Raw genomic sequence first — 21,813 nt, 5'->3', positions numbered from 1 at the left:
ACTCATTTAGGGTTATAAGTATGAACAAAATAGATAGGTTGGTGAAATATGAATAAAGAAGAACTGATTTCTATATCAAAGGAAATTAAGAAAAATATTATTGAAATGATTTATGAAGCAAAATCAGGACATCCAGGTGGTTCATTATCTTGTGCCGATATAATAACTTATTTATATTATGAAAAAATGAATGTAAGTGTTGAAGCTCCAAAGGATCCTAAGAGAGATAGATTTGTTTTAAGTAAAGGACATGCAGCTCCAGCACTTTATGCTGTACTTGCACAAAAAGAATATTTTCCTAAGGAAGAATTAAAAAAACTTAGAAAGATAGGAGCTCTTCTTCAAGGACATCCAGATTCTAAACATATATTAGGTGTTGATGTTTCAACAGGTTCACTTGGACAAGGAATATCAAATGCAGTAGGTATGGCTTTAGGCCTTAGAAATCAAAAAAATAATTCAAAAGTATATGTACTATTAGGAGATGGAGAGCTTCAAGAAGGCTTAGTATGGGAAGCTTCAATGGCAGCAGCTCATTATAAATTAGATAATTTAGTTGCTATTATTGATAATAATGGACTTCAAATTGATGGTGCTAATGAAGAAGTGATGAGTATTTCACCATTAGATAAAAAGTTTGAAAGCTTTGGATGGAATGTTGTATGTTGTGATGATGGAAATGATTATGACAAAATTAATGAAGCATTTTTAAATGCTGGTAAAGCTAAAGGAAAACCAACTGTAATAATTGCTAAAACGGTAAAAGGAAGTGGGGTAAGCTTTATGGAAAACAAAGCAGAATGGCATGGTCAAGCACCTAATAGAGAAGAAAAGGAAAAAGCAATAAAAGATATTATGGGGAAATAAGTAAACACGACTTGCATTCGTTCGCTGAGTGCTCGAATAGTAAGAAATCATAGATGCATGGTGTGAAAGTTCGAGGAGCCAAATATAAAAGCTCTAAAGAGAAAGTTCTGCTAACCAAATATTAAATTTGGAGCATCACTTTTTGGGTTCTCTACTTATAGAACCAAATTCTATTATCATAGAACATAATAAAAGCTAGGAGGATTAAAGGAATGGGTAAGGCTACAAGAGAATCATACGGTATGGCTTTAGTTGAACTTGGACGTGAAAATGAAAAAGTTGTTGTGTTAGATGCCGATCTTTCAAAGTCAACTAAGACAAATGGATTCAAATCGGAATTTAAAGATAGATTTTTTAATGCAGGAATTGCAGAGCAGAATTTAATGGGAATGGCAGCAGGATTTGCAAATGTAGGGAATATACCTTTTGCAAGTACTTTTGCTGTGTTTGCAACAGGGAGATCCTTTGAGATAATAAGAAATTCAATTTGCTATCCAAAGATGAATGTAAAAATAGCAGCAACTCATGCTGGAATAACAGTTGGAGAAGATGGTGGTTCACATCAATCAATTGAAGATATTGCACTTATGAATTCGCTTCCTAATATGACTGTGATAGTGCCAGCAGATCATAGAGAAGCAATAGCAGCAACTAAAGCGGCAGCGGAATTTGAAGGGCCTGTTTACTTGAGATTTGGAAGATGCAATACAGAAGATATATTTAATGAAAATTACAAATTTGAAATTGGTAAAGGTGTTCAAGTAAGAGAGGGGAATGATGTAGCTATTATTGCAACAGGAATGATGGTTCAAAAAGCTATTCAAGCTTCAAAAGAATTAGAAATCCAAGGCATTAGTGCAAGAGTTATAAATATTTCAACTATAAAGCCAATAGATAGAGAATTAATTATAAAGGCTGCAAAAGAAACAAAAGCAATAGTTACAGCAGAAGAACATTCAATTATAGGTGGACTTGGAGCTATTGTATCAGAAGTTGTATGTGCAGAATATCCAACTCACGTAAAAATGGTTGGAATAAAAGATACTTTTGGGGAATCAGGAACACCAGATGAGCTTATGCAAAAATATAAATTAACAAGTGAAGCTATTATTGAAGAAGTAAAAGCAATATTAAAATAATACTCAAGATTAATCAAAAAGAATGAAGATTATAAATAAGAAGCGGACATTTTAATTTAAGTAAGCGTAATTAAAAACAATATAAATCCATTAAAAATAGGAGTGATAATAATGAAAATATTTGTAGATACAGCTAATATAGAAGAAATAAAAAAAGCTAATGCTTTAGGGGTTATCTGTGGAGTAACAACTAATCCATCACTTATTGCAAAAGAAGGCAGAGATTTCACAGAAGTAATAAAGGAAATAACTAGTATAGTTGATGGACCTATTAGTGGAGAAGTAATTTCAATGGAAAGTGAAGAAATGGTTGCTGAAGCTCGTGCAATAGCTAAAATGCATAAAAATATGGTAGTTAAAATTCCAATGTGCGAAGAAGGGCTAAAAGCTATAAGCATTCTTAATAAAGAAGGAATAAAAACAAATGTAACTTTAATTTTTTCAGCGCTTCAAGCATTACTTGCAGCAAGAGCTGGTGCTAGTTATGTAAGCCCATTCTTAGGTAGATTAGATGATATTGGAAGTACAGGTATTACATTAATTCAAGATATTGCGGAAATATTTGAAATTCACGGGATAGACGCAGAAATTATTTCAGCAAGTGTTAGAAATCCAATTCATGTATTAGATTGTGCTAAGGCAGGTTCTAATATAGCTACAATACCTTACAATGTGATAGTACAGATGATAAAACATCCACTTACAGATGCAGGAATTGAAAAGTTTTTAAACGATTATGAAGGTATGAATAAATAGGTAAAATATTTTACTATATATCTAGAGAGATGAAAAGATGTTTGTGAAGGATTAAAATATCAGTTATAAACATTTTTTTATTACATATTAGTAGCAAAAAAATGAAAACACATAATTTAGAAGAAGATTAAAAAGTATTGTTATACTAAGTTTAGGTTAATAAAATATGAGACTTCATATTTTTGGGGATTTATACAGATAATATTTCTTTAAATTATATAATAGAGTATTGTAAATTTGTACTTCGAGTATTATTATAAGAGTATAAAATAAATTTTAGTCATTAGAAAAATTATTATGATTTAAAATAACTAAAATATAAGGATGTGATTAAACTTTGATGATTAATACTCACAAAGTTATGGGCGAAAATATTATAAAATATGCGAATACAAAGAGTATTTACTTGATTAATGATAAAAGATTTATATGGGGGAATGTGAAACCAGACTGTACGCCTAAATATAAATTCAAAAAGCATTATTTTAATGAAAGCATAGATATGATAGTTGAAAAAATTATATATTTATCTTCATTAACATTGGAAGATGTTTATTATAATATGACTATTGGAAAATTTAGTGAAGAACTTGGAGTAGTATGTCATTTTTTATGTGATTTTTTCTGTGCACCTCATTATTATAGATGGGAATTTAAAAGCACAAGTGCTGTAAAACATCATATGATGTACGAAAAAAAATTAGCTAAATTAGCTAAAGAATTTGAGTTGACTGGTATTATAAATACTGATATAGAACCAAGCAATGTAAAAGCTTTTATAGTACAATTACAAAAACAATATGATGGATCATTAGATTATCATATTGACTTAACATTTTCATACTATGTTTGTGATAGTGTATTAAATATGATTTTAGATAATGTATTCTTAAATGACAGTAAATCAAGTAAAGCAATTTAATTGATTATAGTAAAGTACCTCAAAATAGTAAAAAATTATTTTGAGGTATTTTTTTATGATTAGGAAAGGTTAGAATTTTATATTATAAATCCTTTATAAAGTCTATTGAATAAAAAAATGTGAAATTTATTATTTTTTAATAAAATAATTTTATTAACCTTGACATAAAAATATAGAAATATGGTAAAATTATAAATCATAGTATGTAATTAATGAATATAAATATAAATGACTTATTATAATTAATATATGTAACGTTAAAAATAGAATAAATTATAGTTAGGATGTTTTATGATATTATTACATAAGTAAACTTAATATAGAAATTAAAATTATAGAAGTGGGAGAATTATATATGGAAAAAAATAGAAATATATCTATGGCGGTTATTAAAAGATTGCCTAAATATTATAGATATCTTGAAGAACTTATGAGAAATGATATAGATAGAATTTCATCAAAGGAATTAGGGGAAAAAATAGGGTTTACAGCATCTCAAATTCGCCAAGATTTAAATTGTTTTGGAGACTTTGGACAACAAGGATATGGATATAATGTCAAGGAATTATATAGTCAAATTGGTTCTATATTAGGTCTCAACAGAGGGTATGAAGCAGCACTAGTTGGGGCTGGAAATATAGGGCAAGCCGTTTCTAATTATTCAAGATTTGAGAATTTTGGAGTTAAAATAACAACTATATTTGATGCAAATCCTAAATTAATCGGAATGAAAATTAGAAATGTTGAAATTATGGATATAGATGATATGGCACCTATTTTAAATGAACACAAAATTGATATAGGAATAATTTGTGTACCTACAAAAAATGCTCAAAGTGTTGCTGATGAATTAATAAAAGGTGGAGTAAGAGCAATTTGGAATTTTGCACCTGTAGATTTGGTGGTTCCAGATTATGTTAAGGTGGAAAATGTACATTTAAGTGAAAGTTTAATGACTTTAATTTACTTGTTAAATGAAAGTGATAATTAAAAAATAAAATTTAAATATTAGTTTTTGTTGTAAAATGATAAACTAGCCTATTAAGTTAATTTTAGTTGGCAAGTTTATTATTTTTTTAACAAACAAAACTGTGTTTCTAAATTCCTTTTTAAGAAAATAAGGATTATTTAAGTAAAAAACTTGCAATAAGGCATAATATTTTATTGCAAATAAATTAAGTACGTATTATAATTTTAACTAGGGGTTTTTCGACCTCAATGTTTTTTTAGATTCATTTGTTATAATATTAACAAATGAATTAAAAATATTAAAAATAGTAAGAAAATTAAAAAAATAAATAAGCAAGTTTGAAGGAGGACCTTAACATGGAATTAAAAAATGTGATTCTTGAAAAGGAAGGGCATTTAGCTATTGTTACAATCAACAGACCAAAGGCACTAAATGCATTAAATTCAGAAACATTAAAAGATTTAGATACTGTTTTAGAAGATTTAGAAAAAGACAGTAATGTGTATGCAGTTATATTAACTGGTGCAGGAGAAAAATCTTTTGTTGCTGGAGCAGATATTGCTGAAATGAAAGACCTTAATGAAGAACAAGGTAAAGAATTTGGAATCTTAGGAAACAATGTTTTTAGAAGATTAGAAAAATTGGATAAGCCAGTTATCGCGGCTGTATCAGGATTTGCTCTTGGTGGTGGATGTGAACTTGCTATGTCATGTGACATAAGAATAGCTTCAGTAAAAGCAAAATTTGGTCAACCAGAAGTAGGTCTGGGAATAACTCCAGGATTTGGTGGAACCCAAAGATTAGCTAGAATTGTAGGACCAGGGAAAGCTAAGGAATTAATATATACTTGTGACATAATAAATGTAGAAGAAGCTTATAGAATAGGTTTAGTAAATAAAGTAGTTGAATTAGAAAGCTTAATGGATGAAGCAAAAGCTATGGCGAGTAAGATTGCAGATAATGCTCCAAAGGCAGTTGCATATTGTAAAGATGCTATTGATAGAGGAATGCAAGTAGATATTGATGCAGCTATATTAATAGAAGCAGAAGATTTCGGTAAGTGTTTTGCTACAGAAGATCAAACAGAAGGAATGACTGCGTTCTTAGAAAGAAGAACAGAAAAGAATTTTCAAAATAAATAATTGTTAAAATGATAAATAATATTTTAAGATTAAGTTAAAAATCTATTAGAGATTTAAATATAGTTTGTTATCAAATAGGTTTAAGTAACAAGGAGGGTAATTTAATGAATTTCCAATTAACTAGAGAACAACAATTAGTACAACAAATGATCAGAGAATTCGCAGTAAATGAAGTTAAGCCAATCGCTGCTGAAATTGATGAAACAGAAAGATTCCCTATGGAAAATGTTGAAAAAATGGCTAAACTAGGAGTGATGGGTATACCATTTGCTAAAGAATTTGGTGGAGCAGGTGGAGATGTTCTTTCATACATAATAGCTGTAGAAGAATTATCAAAAGTTTGTGGTACTACAGGAGTTATACTTTCAGCTCATACATCATTATGTGCATCAGTAATTAATGAAAATGGTACTCCAGCACAAAGACAAAAGTATTTACCAGATCTTTGTAGTGGGAAGAAAATTGGTGCTTTCGGTTTAACTGAACCAGGTGCTGGTACAGATGCTGCAGGACAACAAACAACTGCTGTATTAGATGGAGACAACTATATCTTAAATGGTTCAAAAATATTCATAACAAATGGTGGAGTTGCTGAAACTTTCATAATATTTGCTATGACAGATAAGAGCAAAGGAACTAAAGGAATTTCTGCATTTATCGTAGAAAAATCTTTCCCAGGATTCTCAATAGGAAAATTAGAAAATAAGATGGGTATCAGAGCATCTTCAACTACTGAATTAGTTATGGAAAACTGCATAATTCCAAAGGAAAACTTGTTAAGTGTAGAAGGTAAGGGATTTGGAATAGCAATGAAGACTCTTGATGGAGGAAGAATTGGTATAGCAGCTCAAGCTTTAGGTATTGCAGAAGGAGCTTTTGAAGAAGCTGTTAACTATATGAAAGAAAGAAAACAATTTGGAAAACCATTATCAGCATTCCAAGGATTACAATGGTATATTGCTGAAATGGATGTTAAAATTGAAGCAGCTAAATACTTGGTATACAAAGCAGCGTGTAAAAAGCAAGCTGGTGAACCATATTCAGTTGATGCTGCAAGAGCTAAATTATTTGCTGCAGATGTTGCAATGGAAGTTACAACTAAAGCAGTTCAAATCTTTGGTGGATATGGATACACTAAAGAATATCCAGTAGAAAGAATGATGAGAGATGCTAAGATATGCGAAATCTATGAAGGAACTTCAGAAGTTCAAAAAATGGTTATCGCAGGAAGCATTTTAAGATAGGAGGACTTTTGTAATGAATATAGTAGTTTGTGTAAAACAAGTTCCAGATACTACAGCTGTAAAGATAGATCCTAAAACTGGTACATTAATTAGAGATGGTGTTCCATCTATAATGAACCCAGAGGATAAACATGCATTAGAAGGTGCATTACAATTAAAAGAAACTGTTGGAGGAAAAGTTACAGTTATTACAATGGGACTTCCAATGGCTAAAGCAGTTTTAAGAGAAGCATTATGTATGGGTGCTGATGAAGCTATTCTTTTAACAGATAGAGCAATGGGAGGAGCTGATACTTTAGCTACTTCAAAAGCATTAGCTGGAGTTATTGCAAAATTAGATTATGATTTAGTATTTGCAGGAAGACAAGCAATTGATGGAGATACTGCACAAGTTGGTCCAGAAATAGCTGAACATTTAAATATTCCTCAAGTAACATATGTTCAAAATGTTAAAGTTGAAGGAAATTCATTAATAGTAAATAGAGCATTAGAAGATGGACACCAAGTAGTGGAAGTTAAAACTCCATGTCTATTAACTGCAATTGAAGAATTAAATGAAACAAGATATATGAATGTTGCGCATATTTTCGCAACTTCTGATGATGAAATCAAAGTTATGAGTGCAGCTGATATAGATGTAGATGTAGCTGAATTAGGTCTTAAAGGTTCACCTACAAAGGTTAAGAAGTCAATGACTAAGGAAGTTAAGGGCGCAGGAGAAATTGTTAGAGAATCACCTAAAAATGCAGCATATTATGTTGTTGGAAAATTAAAAGAAAAACACTACATCTAAGATAATAGGAGGGTAATTTATTATGAATATAGCAGATTACAAAGGCGTTTGGGTCTTTGCTGAACAAAGAGAAGGCGAATTACAAAAAGTATCTTTAGAACTACTTGGAGAAGGTAGAAGAATTGCTGATGAATTAGGAGTAAAGTTAACAGCTTTATTATTAGGACATAACATAGAAGGATTAGCAAAGACATTAGCTGAACATGGTGCAGATGAAGTTTTGGTTGCTGATGATAAGAATTTAGAACATTATACAACTGATGCTTATACTAAAGTTATTTGTGACTTATCAAATGAAAGAAAGCCAGGGATATTATTCGTGGGAGCTACGTTTATAGGAAGAGATTTAGGTCCAAGAATAGCTGCTAGATTATCAACAGGACTAACAGCTGACTGTACATCTATTGATGTTGAAGTTGAAAATGGAGCTCTTTTAGCTACAAGACCAGCATTTGGTGGTAACTTAATGGCTACAATCGCTTGTCCAGATCATAGACCACAAATGGCTACAGTAAGACCAGGGGTATTTGCAAAAATTACTACTGATGCAGCAAATTGCAAAATTGAAAAAGTTGAAGTTAAATTAGCTGATAGTGATGTTAGAACTAAAGTTTTAGAAACTATTAAAGCTAAAAAAGATATTGTAGATATAGCAGAAGCAGATTTTATCGTTTCTGGTGGTAGAGGGGTTGGAAGTAAAGAAAACTTCAAACTTCTTGAAGAATTAGCAGCTGCTTTAGAAGGAAAAGTAGCAGGTTCAAGAGCTGCTGTTGAAAAAGGATGGATTGATGGAGCATATCAAGTAGGTCAAACTGGTAAAACTGTAAGACCTCAAATTTATATAGCTTGTGGTATTTCAGGAGCTATTCAACACGTTGCTGGTATGCAAGATTCAGACTTAATAATTGCTGTTAATAAGGATGATTCAGCTCCAATCATGAAGATTGCAGATTATGCAATAGTTGGAGATCTTGCTAAGGTGGTGCCAGAATTAATAGCTCAAGTTAAAGAAATAAAGAGCGCTGAATAATTAAAATAAATTAATTTGTCATATTGTTATTTTGAAAAGTTAATAATATAACATGTAGATAATTAATTATAATGAATAATTAATCCTTAGTTAAAGTAATAAGTTATTTTAACTAAGGATATCTATAATAAAAAATTTGAGGAGGATTTATCCATGAAAAAGATTTTTGTACTTGGAGCAGGAACTATGGGTGCTGGTATTGTTCAAGCATTCGCTCAAAAAGGTTGTGAAGTAATCGTTAGAGATATTAAAGAAGAATTTGTTGATAGAGGAATAGCTGGAATCACTAAGGGATTAGAAAAGCAAGTTGCTAAAGGAAAAATGACTGAAGAAGATAAAGAATCTATACTTTCAAGAATTTCAGGAACAACTGATATGAACTTAGCTGCTGATTGTGATTTAGTAGTTGAAGCTGCAATCGAAAACATGAAAATCAAGAAAGAAATCTTTGCTGAATTAGATGGAATTTGTAAAGCTGAAACAATTTTAGCTTCAAACACTTCATCTTTATCAATTACTGAAGTTGCTTCAGCAACAAAGAGAGCAGATAAGGTTATAGGAATGCATTTCTTTAATCCAGCTCCAGTAATGAAACTTGTTGAAATTATAAAAGGAATAGCCACTTCTCAAGAAACTTTTGATGCTGTTAAGGAATTATCAGTTGAAATAGGAAAAGAACCAGTAGAAGTTGCAGAAGCTCCAGGATTTGTTGTAAACAGAATTTTAATCCCAATGATCAATGAAGCTTCATTCATATTACAAGAAGGAATTGCGTCAGTAGAAGATATTGATACAGCTATGAAATATGGTGCTAATCACCCAATGGGACCTTTAGCTTTAGGGGATCTTATTGGATTAGACGTATGTTTAGCTATTATGGATGTTTTATTCACTGAAACAGGAGACAATAAGTATAGAGCTAGCAGCATATTAAGAAAATATGTTAGAGCTGGATGGCTTGGAAGAAAGACTGGAAAAGGATTCTATGATTATTCTAAATAATATATAGATTTAAAAAATTCTCAAAAGAAATTTGCTTTTGAGAATTTTTTTTATTGAAATTATTTAAAATTATAAAGGAGTTTAAGGATTAATATAGAAATATATCTAATATAGGAATGATAAGAATAAATACCCATATTTCTATGAGAAGAGTAAAAATTTTAAGGAGGGTTATTAAAATTATGATGAGATTTACATTACCAAGAGACATTTATTATGGAAAAGGATCACTAGAGCAGTTAAAGATGCTTAAAGGAAAAAAAGCAGTGTTAGTACTTGGTGGGGGCTCAATGAAAAAATTTGGTTTTGTTGATAAAGCCTTAGAATATCTAAAAGAAGCTAGTATAGAAGTTAAATTAATCGAAGGTGTAGAACCAGATCCATCAGTTGAAACAGTATTTAAAGGTGCTGAATTAATGAGAGAATTTAACCCTGATTGGATCATTTCTATGGGTGGAGGATCACCAATAGATGCAGCAAAAGCAATGTGGATATTCTACGAATATCCAGAATTTACATTTGAAAAAGCTGTAGTTCCTTTTGGTTTACCGGAACTTAGACAGAAGGCTAAATTTATAGCAATTCCATCAACAAGTGGTACAGCTACAGAGGTAACAGCATTTTCTGTAATTACAGATTATAAGACAGAAATAAAATATCCTTTAGCTGATTTTAATATAACTCCAGATATAGCTATAGTAGACTCAGAATTGGCTGAAACAATGCCACCTACATTAACAGCTCATACAGGTATGGATGCTTTAACTCATGCAATTGAAGCTTATGTAGCAACATTACATTCACCATTCACAGATCCATTAGCATTACAATCTATTGAAATGATTTATGAGTTTTTAATTAAATCTTATGAAGGAGATAATGATGCTAGAGAACAAATGCATTATTCTCAATGTTTAGCAGGTATGGCATTTTCAAATGCATTACTTGGAATAACTCATAGTATGGCTCATAAGACAGGTGCAGTATTCCATATACCTCATGGATGTGCAAACGCTATATATCTACCATATATAATTGATTTTAATAAGAAAACTGCATTAGATAGATATGTGAAGATAGCTAAGAGACTTGGATTAAGTGGAACAACAGATGATGAATTAGTTGATTCATTAACAAGTTCAATAAAAGAACTTAATAAGAAAATGTCAATTCCAAATACTTTAAAAGAATATGGCATTGATGAAACAGAATTTAATTTAAAAGTCGATATGATTTCAGAAAGATCAATTGCAGACGCCTGTACAGGATCAAATCCAAGACAATTAAGCAAAGATGAAATGAAAAAGCTATTTGAATGTATATATTATGGAAATAAAGTCGATTTTTAATCCCTAATACAAATATAAGATAAAAGGTTTCAGAGGAATAATTCTGAAACCTTTTATTAAGTTTAGAAAGCTTTTTGTTAGATTAGAAATTATCAAACTAATTATTGATGATTTATAGTTAAGTGATATAATATATTAAAAGATAATTATTTTTAATAGGTGAAACTTTCATATTAAAAGAAACAGCTAAAAAATATTGCACAGAAGAATACGATTTAAATTTATCAAAAGAAACATTAAAGATTAAATCAGGCTTTAGTGGTGGATGGTAATTGGTGATTTCAGTGGAGTAATAACAGATTTTATTGGAGTAATTAGAATAATGTTTACTGAAGTAAGATAGTATAAAAGCTTCAAAGTGAAAGAAATAACAAAATAATTTATTACTAAGTTAAAAAATTTGGGTATATTAAATGTGTTGATTTAAAAAGGGAATATGTAAATGTAAAAAAGTGCACACTAATAATAGAAACAGGCACAGATATTTTAGAAGAGATTATCATTAAAGAAAAAATGTTTTTTGTATTAACTATTAAAATATGACTAATTTGTTGTATTAAAATATTGCATAGTAAATGAACATATACAGTTTATTATTGCAACTTAAATATAAAATGGTTAATATAAAAATATATTTTCATATGAAAGTCTAGTTCTATATTTATGTTAAAGGGGAAGTGGAAAATGGATTATAAATCTATAAAGTCTCATGATGACTATGTAATAATAGAAGAAGTTAAAAATTTAAAATTAAAGCATATATTTGAATGTGGTCAAATTTTTAGGTTCGAAGAAATTTCAGATGGTGATTTCATTGTAATTGCGTTTGGAAAAATTATAGAACTTAAGGAAAATGGCAATAATGTATTAATATATAATTCTACAGAAGAAGAGGTAAGAAATATATGGTTAAAATATCTTGATTTAGATAGAGATTATTCAAAAATAAAAACGGAACTATCAAAGGATAGTTTGCTTAGAGAAAGTATTGAATTTGGATATGGAGTTCGAGTTTTAAATCAAGATCCATTTGAAATGTTAATAAGCTTTATTATTTCAGCAAGAAATAACATTCCATCAATAAAAAAGACTGTAAACAAAATTTCAGAAAAATGGGGGAAAGAAGTCCAATACAAAGGTAATACATATTATACTTTTCCCAATATATTAGAAATAAAAGATGCTACATTAGAAGAGATACAAGAAACAGGAGCATCTTTTAGAAGTAAATATATAATAGATACAATAAAGAATGTATATAATTCTACAAAGGAAAATTCAAAGATGTGTGAAGATAATTTATCCTTAAAATACAATTTAGATTACATAAAAAATTTAAGTGATGACGACTGCCATAATGCATTACAGGAGTTTAAAGGTGTTGGAGCAAAAGTTGCAGACTGTATCATGTTATTTTCAATGGAAAAGACTTCAGCATTTCCAGTAGATGTATGGGTTAAACGTGCAATGATTCATTTTTATGGAGCAGAAGATTCGTCATTAAATAAAATTAGAATTTTTGCAAGAAATAAATTGGGGAATTTAGCCGGATTTGCACAGCAATATCTTTTCTATTATGCGCGTGAAAATAAAATAAAAATCGATTAATAATTTATTTAGAGTTATTAATCATATGTGAGAATAGTTGAATTATCGAATTGTAAAACAGAATTTAATTTGGGAAAATTCAGAAAATTAGAACTACATAATATTTGTTATATTTTTAACAATAATATGCTATAATTATCTCGTGAGAAAAATTAAGATAAAATTTATTCATGGGAGAGTGTGTATAATGTTTCAATTGGATAATCAACTTTTAAGGTTAAAACATGAGGTTCTTACTAGAGTTGTGGTACTAGCAAAGGAGAATAAGATTAGTAAAGAAGAATTAGAAAAAATTCCTTATGCTATGATTAAGGGAGAAGTTGCAAATTATAGAGATACTGTTGAACACGAAAGAGAAGTAGTCTTAGAAAGAGCAAAACTTGCAGCAGGATACATGGCTAATGGCAAGGATTCACAAGAATTAATTGATATAGATGAAGAAAAACAAATACTATATGTTATAAAAGCAGCATGTGATAGATGCTCAACAAAGAAATTCCAAGTTACTGATGCTTGTAGAAACTGTATAGCTCATAAATGTCAAAGTGTATGTAATTTTGGTGCTATCACATATGTTGCAGGAAGAGCTTATATTGATCCGGATAAATGTAAAGAATGTGGAATGTGTAATAGAGCGTGTCCTTATAATGCTATTGCAGAAGATATGAGACCTTGCAAAAGATCATGTCCAACAGGAGCGTTAAGTTATAATTCAGAAGATTTAAGTGCTGAAATTACAGAAGATAAGTGCGTAAATTGTGGAGCTTGTATGTCAGCATGTCCGTTTGGAGCTATAGAAGATAAAAGTTCGTTGGTTAAGGTTGTTAATAGATTAACAGACAGAGAAAATATTTATGCTATAGTTGCACCAGCTATAACTGGAGAATTTGGGCCAAAGATAACTTATGGACAAGTTAAAAATGCAATTAAAGCATTAGGTTTTAAAGATATGGTAGAAGTAGCTTGCGGAGCAGATGCTGTTACTGTGCATGAAAGTAATGAATTTGTGGAAAGAATGGAAAATGGAAATAGCTACATGACTAATTCATGCTGCCCAGGATTCTTAAGTTATATTGAAAAAATGATGCCAGATCAAGCAGATAAAATTTCAGGAACTGTTTCACCAATGGTGGCGACAGGTAGATATATAAAAGCAAAGGATAAGAATGCAAAGGTAGTGTTTATAGGGCCTTGTACTGCTAAGAAAAACGAGATACTAATAGATTCAATAAAAGATTCTGTTGATTATGCATTAACATTTGAAGAATTATTAGCTTTATTTGATGCATTTGAAGTAGATCCGGCAGCTTGTGAAGATATTGTAGTTAATCAAGCTTCAATATTTGGTAGAAACTTTGCTTTGGGTGGAGGATTAACTGCTGCTATAGAAAACTATGTTCAAGAAAAAGGTGTTAATATAGACTTTAAGCCAGTTAAAGTTTCTGGTGGAGCAGAAATTAAGAAAACTATGATTATGGCTAAAGCCGGTAAATTAGATGGAAATTTTATTGAAGGTATGATGTGTGAAGGTGGCTGCATCAATGGTGCTGCTAAAATTGTATCTGTAATGAAGGCTAAAGCACCATTTACAAAAATAAATCAACAATCAACAATTAAGAGTGTTTTATCTAATAAGGTATTAGAAGAATACCACGGTATAAATCTAGAAAGATAATATTAAAAAATATAATTTTTAAAGCTAGAAATAAAAAACTTCAATCAACATTAATTTGCTTGATTGAAGTTTTTTATAAAATTTTTTATATAAGTCTTTACGTATGCTAAATATAAAGCCATCTCACAGGAAGTGAATAAAAAATATATGTAATATCGCATAAAATGAAGAAAATTTAAGCAAATCGAATATAATTTAATATAAATAGTAATATTCGCTGAATAAAGGGATATAATATTAGAAGTAATGTTTGAATTAAATGGTTATAAAGGATATTATATTTATGTTAGCACTCGACATTAATGAGTGCTAACAGAAGAATTAAACACAAAAAAACTATATATATATTTTAAGGAGGGTTTTTCATGAACATTAAACCACTTGGTGAAAGAGTAGTAATTAAAAAATTAGAGGCAGAAGAAAAGACTAAAAGTGGAATAGTCTTAACTGGTACTGCAAAGGAAAGACCACAAGAAGCGGAAGTGGTAGCAGTAGGACCTGGAGCTATTGTAGATGGCAATAGAATAGCTATGGAAGTTAAAATTGGAGATAAGGTTTTATACTCTAAATATGCTGGCACAGAAGTAAAAGTAGATGGTGAAGAATATACTATTTTAAAACAAGAAGATATATTAGCTATAGTTGAATAATAAATTTAATTTATATAATGAAATATTATTATTAAATGTAGAATAAAAATTAGAAAAATAATTAAGAATGTATAAGAAGGAGAGTGTTATATAAATGGCTAAGATGTTAAAATTTGGAGAAGATGCAAGAAGATCTATGCAAATAGGTGTGGATAAATTAGCAGATACAGTTAAGGTTACTTTGGGACCTAAAGGAAGAAACGTAGTATTAGATAAAAAATTTGGATCACCATTAATAACAAATGATGGAGTTTCAATTGCAAGAGAGATAGAATTAGAAGATCCATATGAAAATATGGGAGCTCAATTAGTTAAAGAAGTTGCAACAAAGACTAATGATGTAGCTGGAGATGGAACTACAACAGCAACATTACTTGCTCAAGCAATAATTAGAGAAGGATTAAAGAATGTTACAGCTGGAACTAATCCTATTTTAATAAGAACTGGTATTAAAATGGCAGTAGATAAAGCTGTTGAAGAGATCCAAAAGATTTCTAAGCAAATAGATGGAAAAGAAGATATCGCTAGAGTTGCTGCAATTTCAGCGTCTGATGAAGAAGTTGGTCAATTAATTGCAGATGCTATGGAAAAGGTAGGAAATGAAGGCGTTATTACTATAGAAGAATCAAAATCAATGGGAACTGAATTAGATGTAGTTGAAGGAATGCAATTTGATAGAGGATATGTATCACCTTACATGGCTACAGATACTGAAAAAATGGAAGCTAATTTAGATAATCCATATATATTAATAACAGATAAGAAGATTACAAATATTCAAGAAATTTTACCAATACTTGAACAAATAGTTCAATCAGGTAAGAAGTTATTAATCATTGCAGAAGATATTGAAGGCGAAGCAATGGCTACATTAGTAGTTAATAAATTAAGAGGAACATTTACTTGTGTAGCTGTAAAAGCACCAGGTTTTGGAGATAGAAGAAAAGAAATGTTACAAGATATTGCAACATTAACTGGCGGAACTGTTATAGCAGAAGAATTAGGAAGAGACTTAAAAGAAGTTACTCTTGATATGTTAGGTACAGCTGACAGCGTTAAAGTAAATAAAGAAAATACCGTTATAGTTAATGGTAAAGGTAATTCTACTGGAATAAAAGAAAGAATTAATCAAATCAAAGCTCAAATTGAAGAAACAACTTCGGAATTTGACAAAGAAAAATTACAAGAAAGATTAGCAAAATTAGCTGGTGGTGTTGCAGTAATCAAAGTTGGTGCAGCAACTGAAACTGAACTTAAGGAAAAGAAACTTAGAATTGAAGATGCTTTAAATGCAACAAAAGCAGCAGTTGAAGAAGGAATAGTAGCTGGTGGTGGAACAGCTTATGTTAATGTAATTAATGAAGTTGCAAAATTAACTTCAGATGTTACAGATACCCAAGTTGGAATAAACATAATTGTTAAAGCATTAGAAGAACCAGTAAGACAAATAGCTGCTAATGCAGGGGTTGAAGGCTCAGTAATAATTGAAAAAGTCAAAAATAGTGAACCGGGTGTTGGATATGACGCATTACATGGAGAATATATCAATATGATAAAAGGTGGAATAGTTGACCCAACTAAGGTTACTAGATCAGCTCTTCAAAATGCAGCATCAGTAGCTTCAACATTCTTAACAACAGAAGCAGCAGTAGCTGATATTCCAGCAAAGGAACCAGCAATGCCAGGTGCTCCAGGAATGGGAATGGACGGAATGTACTAAGATAAATAAGTTTAAAAAATATTTGTTAATAATTAATTTGATATTAGGGAAAGCATTTGTTATAAGTGCTTTCTTTTTTGTTTTTCATTTTTTCTTGAAATTTATCATAAATTATATCTGTTAAATATGTATAAGAAATCATAAGATAGGAATAATTTAGATAATAAAAAGATGTGAAGGAGATGATAAGTTATGCGTTATTTCAGTATTAAAATCGAAAGTAAAATTATCAGAATTAGAACTATTTGTAGTAAAAGTACTTTGAATAACAGAAAAAGAGGCTTTACTTTGATTGAGATAATAGCAGTAATAGCAATCATAGGAATTCTAGCTGCTGTAATTTTACCTAATGTAAATGGATATATAAAAGAAGCTAAAAAAGTCAAGGTGGTTGATCAATCAAGAAAAGTTATAATGGCAGTTGAATCTTATGATCTGAAGCATGAATCTTCTTTGAATGAAAATATGATTGTAACTGATGCGATAAGTAATAAAGGTGTGGGCAAATATTTAGATGGAGTTAAATTAGATAATTTGAATATTAAAAGCACAAGTATAAAAAATTGTTATGAAATAATAAATGGTGCAGAATTTGATTTTTTAAAAGATACAGATATTTTAAATCCATCAACAATAACTATAGATAATAAGAAATGATTAGATGAAATAAAGTAGGGATAAAACTATGCAATAGAAAATGATGAAAGTAAATCAAATTGAAATCATAATATAAAATTCAATTTGCAATTTTAAATTCAAATTTATTGACTTTAGATTATACATACATTATAATAGTTTTAATTCAAAACATAGCACATTTAAAAACTTGTATATACCTTGAATATGGCAAGGAGTATCTACCGGAAGCCGTAAATTTCCGACTATGAGTGATATTAGTATACGCTAAATTTATATTTTTATTAGCATATTAACGTCACTTAGAAGGTTAATGTGCTTTTTTTGTACATAAAAATAGTGTGAAATATGCAACTTTAAAATCATAATGAATGAAAAATGAAATAAATAATTCAAAAAAACCGAGGAGGACTTATAATGGCAAAAATAATTAAGACAGCGTACACTTTTGATGATGTGTTACTAGTACCTAATAAATCGGAGATATTACCAAGGGAAGTTAGTACACATACACAATTAACTAAAAAAATAAAGTTAAATATTCCTTTAATGAGTGCTGGGATGGATACTGTAACTGAGTCGAAGATGGCTATTGCTATGGCAAGAGAAGGCGGAATCGGAATTATACATAAAAATATGACTATTGAAGAACAATCAAAAGAAGTTGATAGGGTTAAGAGACAAGAAAATGGAGTTATTACAGATCCTATATTTTTATCACAAGATCATCTTATTCAAGATGCAGAAAATTTAATGGCACAATATAGAATATCAGGAGTGCCTATTACAACCAAAGAAGGAAAGTTAATAGGAATAATTACAAACAGAGATATAATTTTCGAAACAAACTTCCAAAGAAAAATTTCAGAAGTAATGACAAAGGATAATTTAATAACTTCATCAGAAAATACGACAGTTGAAGAAGCTAAAGAAATCTTAAAGAAGCATAAAGTTGAAAAATTACCTTTAGTTGATAAGGATGGATATCTAAAAGGCTTAATTACAATGAAAGATATTGAAAAAGTAAGAAAGTTCCCAAATGCAGCTAAGGATGATAAAGGTAGATTATTATGTGGGGCAGCAGTAGGAGTTACTGGAAACATGATGGAAAGAGTTGAAGCCTTAGTTAAGGCTCAAGTAGATGTTATTACGTTAGATACAGCACATGGACATTCAAAAGGTGTTTTAGAGGCAGTTACACAAATAAAGAAAGCATTTCCGGAATTACAAGTTATAGCTGGAAATATTGCTACAGCTGAAGCTACAGAAGATTTAATAAAAGCTGGAGCAGATTGTGTTAAAGTTGGAATTGGTCCAGGCTCAATTTGTACTACTAGAGTAGTGGCAGGAGTTGGAGTTCCTCAATTAACGGCTGTTATGGATTGTGCAGAAGTTGGTAGAAAATATGGAATTCCTGTAATTGCAGATGGAGGACTTAAATATTCAGGAGATATAGTAAAAGCATTATCAGCTGGAGCATCTGTTGCAATGATGGGATCATTATTTGCGGGATGTGATGAGGCTCCAGGAGAAATGGAAATATACCAAGGAAGAAGTTACAAAGTTTACAGGGGTATGGGTTCATTAGCTGCCATGGAATGTGGATCTAAGGATAGATACTTCCAAGAGGGGAATAAAAAATTAGTTCCAGAAGGTGTTGAAGGAAGAGTAGCATATAAAGGATTTGTTTCAGATACTATATTCCAATTAATGGGAGGGATTAAATCAGGACTTGGATATTTAGGATCAAAAGATTTTGATACATTATATGAAACAGCTAATTTTGTAGTTCAAACAGCTTCAGGACAAAGAGAAAGTCATCCACATGATATTAATATTACAAAGGAAGCACCTAACTATAGTGTAGGACAATAGTAAAAATGCACAGTTCAAAGTCATAAGATTTCTAATAATTTGAACTGTGCATTAATTAATTTATTTAAAGTAATTAGTTAAACTTTAATTATTCATAAATTTTCAATTGAAAAATGTCTGAATTTATTGATAAAAAGTTTTATTTAGTTGATAATAGATAATATAAGAACGATTTAGGAGGAAAACATGAAAAGAGATTTAGTTTTAGTTGTTGATTTTGGTGGGCAATATAATCAATTAATAGCAAGAAGAGTAAGAGAATGTGGTGTATATTGTGAGATTATTCCATATGATTATACTATAGAAAAAATAAAAGCTAAAAACCCTAAAGGAATAATATTTACTGGTGGACCAAACAGTGTTTATGGAGAAGATACTCCAACTGTAGATAAAGAAATATTCAATTTAGGAGTGCCTGTTCTTGGAATATGTTACGGAGATCAATTAATGGCACATTTACTAGGTGGAAAAGTTTCAACAGCACCAGTAAGAGAATACGGTAAAACAAATGTGACTTTAGACAATACTTCTAAATTATTTGAAGGAATTGATGCTGAAGGAATTGCATGGATGAGTCATACTGATTATATATCTGAAGCACCAAAAGGTTTTAAGATAATAGCACATACAGAAGTTTGCCCAGTTGCAGCTATGGAGAATGAAGAACAAAAACTTTATGGAGTTCAATTCCATGCAGAAGTAGAACATACTCAATTTGGTCAAAAAATGTTGCAAAACTTCATACATGAGATTTGTGGTTTAGCCAATACTTGGACTATGGGTTCTTTTGCAGAAGAAAAGATAAAGGAAATAAAAGAATTAGTTGGAGATAAAAAAGTATTGTGTGCTTTATCAGGTGGAGTTGATTCGTCAGTTGCAGCTATGATTGTACATAAAGCTATTGGTCATAACTTAACTTGTATATTTGTTGATCATGGTTTACTTAGAAAAGATGAAGGAGATACTGTTGAAAGAGTATTCAAGAAAGAATTTGATATGAACATTAAGAGAGTTAATGTTGCGGATAGATTCCTTGGAAAACTTGCAGGTGTATCAGATCCTGAAACTAAGAGAAAAATCATTGGTGAAGAATTTATAAGAGTTTTTGAAGAAGAAGCTAAGAAGGTTGGACAAATTGATTACTTAGTTCAAGGAACAATTTATCCAGATATCGTAGAAAGTGGAACTAAAACTTCAGCTACAATAAAATCACACCATAATGTTGGTGGGCTTCCAGAAGATATGCATTTTGAACTTATTGAGCCATTAAGAGAACTGTTTAAAGATGAAGTTAGAGCTGTTGGAGAAGAACTTGGAATTCCTCATAAATTAGTGTGGAGACAACCCTTCCCGGGACCAGGTCTTGCTATCAGAGTATTAGGTGAAATCACTGAAGAAAAACTTGAAATAGTAAGAGAAGCTGATGCAATATTTAGAGAAGAAATTGCAAATGCTAATCTTGATGAAACTATATGGCAATACTTTGCATGCTTACCTAACATACAATCAGTTGGCGTTATGGGAGATGAAAGAACATACTGTCATACAATAGCATTAAGAGCAGTAACTTCAAGTGATGCAATGACTTCAGAATGGGCAAGAATCCCTTATGAATTATTAGATTTAGTGAGCAGAAGAATTGTTAATGAAGTTAAGGGAGTAAATAGAATTGTTTATGACATAACAAGTAAACCACCAGCTACTATTGAGTGGGAATAGTATTTTACTCTAAATAATTGGCTTGAATATTTATATTTAGGGGTTAAATGTAGTGCTTTGACCTACATTTAACCCCGTTTTATTTTTTCTGAATTTTTAATGCGGTCATTTATATTATTTGCTACATCAAATTGATGTTGTGGATAAAGGTGTCCATATAGTGCATAATACAACAATTGAAGGATATTGCTTAAATAGTGATGAAGCGTGGGCAACTAAGTACTACAACAAATACAAACATAAATAATAATTCTAATAATAGTAATGTTATAAATGATCAAAGTCAAATGGTTTATGTATCTGATAAGAGGATATATCATAAAAGTTCTAATGCTCATGAAATGAAGAATTATACTACTATGTCATTATCAGAGGCACAAGCAAAAGGCTATAAAGTATCGAAAGTTGTTACAAATAAAATAGTGGATTAAAAAAATTATAATTTAAAAAGTTAGTATATGTGATAATTGCTCTTCAAATTGCAAAATGCTACGTCTTTTTCAGTTAAATTACGGATTATTTATAATAATAAACGAAGGAAGAGGATTAATGTGGAAAAAACATTATTAAGTATATAAGACTTAGTAGAGAGGTGTTTTTTCAACAAATGCAATTATGAATATGAAGGACTTATAACTAGAATCCCAGATATACCATCACCACGCTATGTATTATGTGAAATTCTCAAGATTGAGGATTTGGAAATGAAAACCCAT

General features: G+C 30.2%; 19 protein-coding genes and 1 riboswitch. All 19 genes read left to right on the top strand.

From position 1 onward, the window contains the following. Positions 1-48: 48 nt before the first annotated feature. Entirely contained in the window at positions 49-867 is an 819-nt protein-coding gene (locus CLPUN_RS10935) for a transketolase (RefSeq protein WP_077847316.1), read from the top strand. A gap of 212 nt (positions 868-1,079) precedes the next feature. Continuing rightward, a complete protein-coding gene (locus tag CLPUN_RS10930; protein WP_077847315.1) occupies positions 1,080-2,006 on the top strand; it encodes a transketolase family protein in 927 nt (308 codons plus the stop codon). A gap of 111 nt (positions 2,007-2,117) precedes the next feature. Further along, positions 2,118-2,762, top strand: coding sequence for a fructose-6-phosphate aldolase (gene fsa, locus CLPUN_RS10925; protein WP_077847314.1), 645 nt, complete (start codon positions 2,118-2,120; stop codon positions 2,760-2,762). 340 nt (positions 2,763-3,102) lie between these two features. After that, positions 3,103-3,684 carry a zinc dependent phospholipase C family protein gene (locus CLPUN_RS10920; RefSeq protein WP_077847313.1) on the top strand — a complete coding sequence of 194 codons (582 nt, stop codon included), beginning with the start codon at positions 3,103-3,105 and terminating at the stop codon, positions 3,682-3,684. A 355-nt stretch (positions 3,685-4,039) separates the two neighbouring features. Next, the gene (locus CLPUN_RS10915; RefSeq protein WP_077847312.1) at positions 4,040-4,675 is read left to right on the top strand and encodes a redox-sensing transcriptional repressor Rex; all 636 of its coding nucleotides are present in this window, start codon (positions 4,040-4,042) and stop codon (positions 4,673-4,675) included. A gap of 335 nt (positions 4,676-5,010) precedes the next feature. Next, a complete protein-coding gene (locus CLPUN_RS10910; protein ID WP_077847311.1) occupies positions 5,011-5,796 on the top strand; it encodes a short-chain-enoyl-CoA hydratase in 786 nt (261 codons plus the stop codon). Between the two features lie 104 nt (positions 5,797-5,900). Next, positions 5,901-7,040, top strand: coding sequence for an acyl-CoA dehydrogenase (locus CLPUN_RS10905; protein ID WP_077847310.1), 1,140 nt, complete (start codon positions 5,901-5,903; stop codon positions 7,038-7,040). A 13-nt stretch (positions 7,041-7,053) separates the two neighbouring features. Beyond that, positions 7,054-7,833: an electron transfer flavoprotein subunit beta/FixA family protein gene (locus CLPUN_RS10900; protein ID WP_077847309.1), complete on the top strand. Its 780-nt coding sequence runs from the start codon at positions 7,054-7,056 to the stop codon at positions 7,831-7,833. A gap of 22 nt (positions 7,834-7,855) precedes the next feature. Beyond that, positions 7,856-8,863, top strand: coding sequence for an electron transfer flavoprotein subunit alpha/FixB family protein (locus tag CLPUN_RS10895; RefSeq protein WP_077847308.1), 1,008 nt, complete (start codon positions 7,856-7,858; stop codon positions 8,861-8,863). Positions 8,864-9,016: 153 nt separating this feature from the next. After that, positions 9,017-9,865: a 3-hydroxybutyryl-CoA dehydrogenase gene (locus CLPUN_RS10890; protein ID WP_077847307.1), complete on the top strand. Its 849-nt coding sequence runs from the start codon at positions 9,017-9,019 to the stop codon at positions 9,863-9,865. A 182-nt stretch (positions 9,866-10,047) separates the two neighbouring features. Continuing rightward, on the top strand, positions 10,048-11,214 hold the full coding sequence (locus CLPUN_RS10885; RefSeq protein WP_077847306.1) for an NADPH-dependent butanol dehydrogenase: 1,167 nt from the start codon (positions 10,048-10,050) through the stop codon (positions 11,212-11,214). A 684-nt stretch (positions 11,215-11,898) separates the two neighbouring features. Then, on the top strand, positions 11,899-12,822 hold the full coding sequence (locus tag CLPUN_RS10875; RefSeq protein ID WP_077847305.1) for a DNA-3-methyladenine glycosylase family protein: 924 nt from the start codon (positions 11,899-11,901) through the stop codon (positions 12,820-12,822). A 187-nt stretch (positions 12,823-13,009) separates the two neighbouring features. Further along, complete coding sequence (locus CLPUN_RS10870) at positions 13,010-14,497, top strand: 4Fe-4S dicluster domain-containing protein (RefSeq protein WP_077847304.1); 1,488 nt, start codon at positions 13,010-13,012, stop codon at positions 14,495-14,497. A 365-nt stretch (positions 14,498-14,862) separates the two neighbouring features. Continuing rightward, positions 14,863-15,147: a co-chaperone GroES gene (groES, locus tag CLPUN_RS10865; RefSeq protein WP_077847303.1), complete on the top strand. Its 285-nt coding sequence runs from the start codon at positions 14,863-14,865 to the stop codon at positions 15,145-15,147. 94 nt (positions 15,148-15,241) lie between these two features. Further along, complete coding sequence (gene groL / locus CLPUN_RS10860) at positions 15,242-16,867, top strand: chaperonin GroEL (protein ID WP_077847302.1); 1,626 nt, start codon at positions 15,242-15,244, stop codon at positions 16,865-16,867. A 192-nt stretch (positions 16,868-17,059) separates the two neighbouring features. Continuing rightward, a complete protein-coding gene (locus CLPUN_RS10855) occupies positions 17,060-17,524 on the top strand; it encodes a prepilin-type N-terminal cleavage/methylation domain-containing protein (RefSeq protein WP_077847301.1) in 465 nt (154 codons plus the stop codon). 149 nt (positions 17,525-17,673) lie between these two features. After that, a riboswitch (purine riboswitch) is annotated at positions 17,674-17,771 on the top strand. A gap of 149 nt (positions 17,772-17,920) precedes the next feature. After that, the gene (gene guaB, locus CLPUN_RS10850; RefSeq protein WP_077847300.1) at positions 17,921-19,378 is read left to right on the top strand and encodes an IMP dehydrogenase; all 1,458 of its coding nucleotides are present in this window, start codon (positions 17,921-17,923) and stop codon (positions 19,376-19,378) included. A gap of 186 nt (positions 19,379-19,564) precedes the next feature. Further along, positions 19,565-21,097 (top strand): glutamine-hydrolyzing GMP synthase, encoded by a 1,533-nt coding sequence (gene guaA / locus CLPUN_RS10845; RefSeq protein ID WP_077847299.1) that lies wholly within the window; start codon positions 19,565-19,567, stop codon positions 21,095-21,097. Positions 21,098-21,297: 200 nt separating this feature from the next. Beyond that, positions 21,298-21,528 carry a hypothetical protein gene (locus CLPUN_RS10840; protein ID WP_077847298.1) on the top strand — a complete coding sequence of 77 codons (231 nt, stop codon included), beginning with the start codon at positions 21,298-21,300 and terminating at the stop codon, positions 21,526-21,528. The last annotated feature ends 285 nt before the right edge of the window (positions 21,529-21,813 follow it).

The sequence above is a fragment of the Clostridium puniceum genome, assembly GCF_002006345.1.
Classification (GTDB): domain Bacteria; phylum Bacillota; class Clostridia; order Clostridiales; family Clostridiaceae; genus Clostridium; species Clostridium puniceum.
This window is presented reverse-complemented; position numbering and strand designations above follow the sequence as displayed.

Excerpts from the sequence above, each read along its gene's own strand:
- CLPUN_RS10895 (WP_077847308.1), top strand. The coding sequence starts at position 7,856 with ATGAATATAGCAGATTACAAAGGCGTTTGGGTCTTTGCTGAACAAAGA.
- CLPUN_RS10855 (WP_077847301.1), top strand. The coding sequence starts at position 17,060 with ATGCGTTATTTCAGTATTAAAATCGAAAGTAAAATTATCAGAATTAGA.
- CLPUN_RS10915 (WP_077847312.1), top strand. The coding sequence starts at position 4,040 with ATGGAAAAAAATAGAAATATATCTATGGCGGTTATTAAAAGATTGCCT.
- CLPUN_RS10920 (WP_077847313.1), top strand. The coding sequence starts at position 3,103 with ATGATTAATACTCACAAAGTTATGGGCGAAAATATTATAAAATATGCG.
- CLPUN_RS10840 (WP_077847298.1), top strand. The coding sequence starts at position 21,298 with ATGAAGCGTGGGCAACTAAGTACTACAACAAATACAAACATAAATAAT.
- CLPUN_RS10900 (WP_077847309.1), top strand. The coding sequence starts at position 7,054 with ATGAATATAGTAGTTTGTGTAAAACAAGTTCCAGATACTACAGCTGTA.
- CLPUN_RS10910 (WP_077847311.1), top strand. The coding sequence starts at position 5,011 with ATGGAATTAAAAAATGTGATTCTTGAAAAGGAAGGGCATTTAGCTATT.
- fsa (WP_077847314.1), top strand. The coding sequence starts at position 2,118 with ATGAAAATATTTGTAGATACAGCTAATATAGAAGAAATAAAAAAAGCT.
- groL (WP_077847302.1), top strand. The coding sequence starts at position 15,242 with ATGGCTAAGATGTTAAAATTTGGAGAAGATGCAAGAAGATCTATGCAA.
- guaA (WP_077847299.1), top strand. The coding sequence starts at position 19,565 with ATGAAAAGAGATTTAGTTTTAGTTGTTGATTTTGGTGGGCAATATAAT.
- CLPUN_RS10885 (WP_077847306.1), top strand. The coding sequence starts at position 10,048 with ATGATGAGATTTACATTACCAAGAGACATTTATTATGGAAAAGGATCA.
- CLPUN_RS10935 (WP_077847316.1), top strand. The coding sequence starts at position 49 with ATGAATAAAGAAGAACTGATTTCTATATCAAAGGAAATTAAGAAAAAT.
- CLPUN_RS10870 (WP_077847304.1), top strand. The coding sequence starts at position 13,010 with ATGTTTCAATTGGATAATCAACTTTTAAGGTTAAAACATGAGGTTCTT.
- guaB (WP_077847300.1), top strand. The coding sequence starts at position 17,921 with ATGGCAAAAATAATTAAGACAGCGTACACTTTTGATGATGTGTTACTA.
- CLPUN_RS10890 (WP_077847307.1), top strand. The coding sequence starts at position 9,017 with ATGAAAAAGATTTTTGTACTTGGAGCAGGAACTATGGGTGCTGGTATT.
- CLPUN_RS10875 (WP_077847305.1), top strand. The coding sequence starts at position 11,899 with ATGGATTATAAATCTATAAAGTCTCATGATGACTATGTAATAATAGAA.
- CLPUN_RS10930 (WP_077847315.1), top strand. The coding sequence starts at position 1,080 with ATGGGTAAGGCTACAAGAGAATCATACGGTATGGCTTTAGTTGAACTT.
- groES (WP_077847303.1), top strand. The coding sequence starts at position 14,863 with ATGAACATTAAACCACTTGGTGAAAGAGTAGTAATTAAAAAATTAGAG.
- CLPUN_RS10905 (WP_077847310.1), top strand. The coding sequence starts at position 5,901 with ATGAATTTCCAATTAACTAGAGAACAACAATTAGTACAACAAATGATC.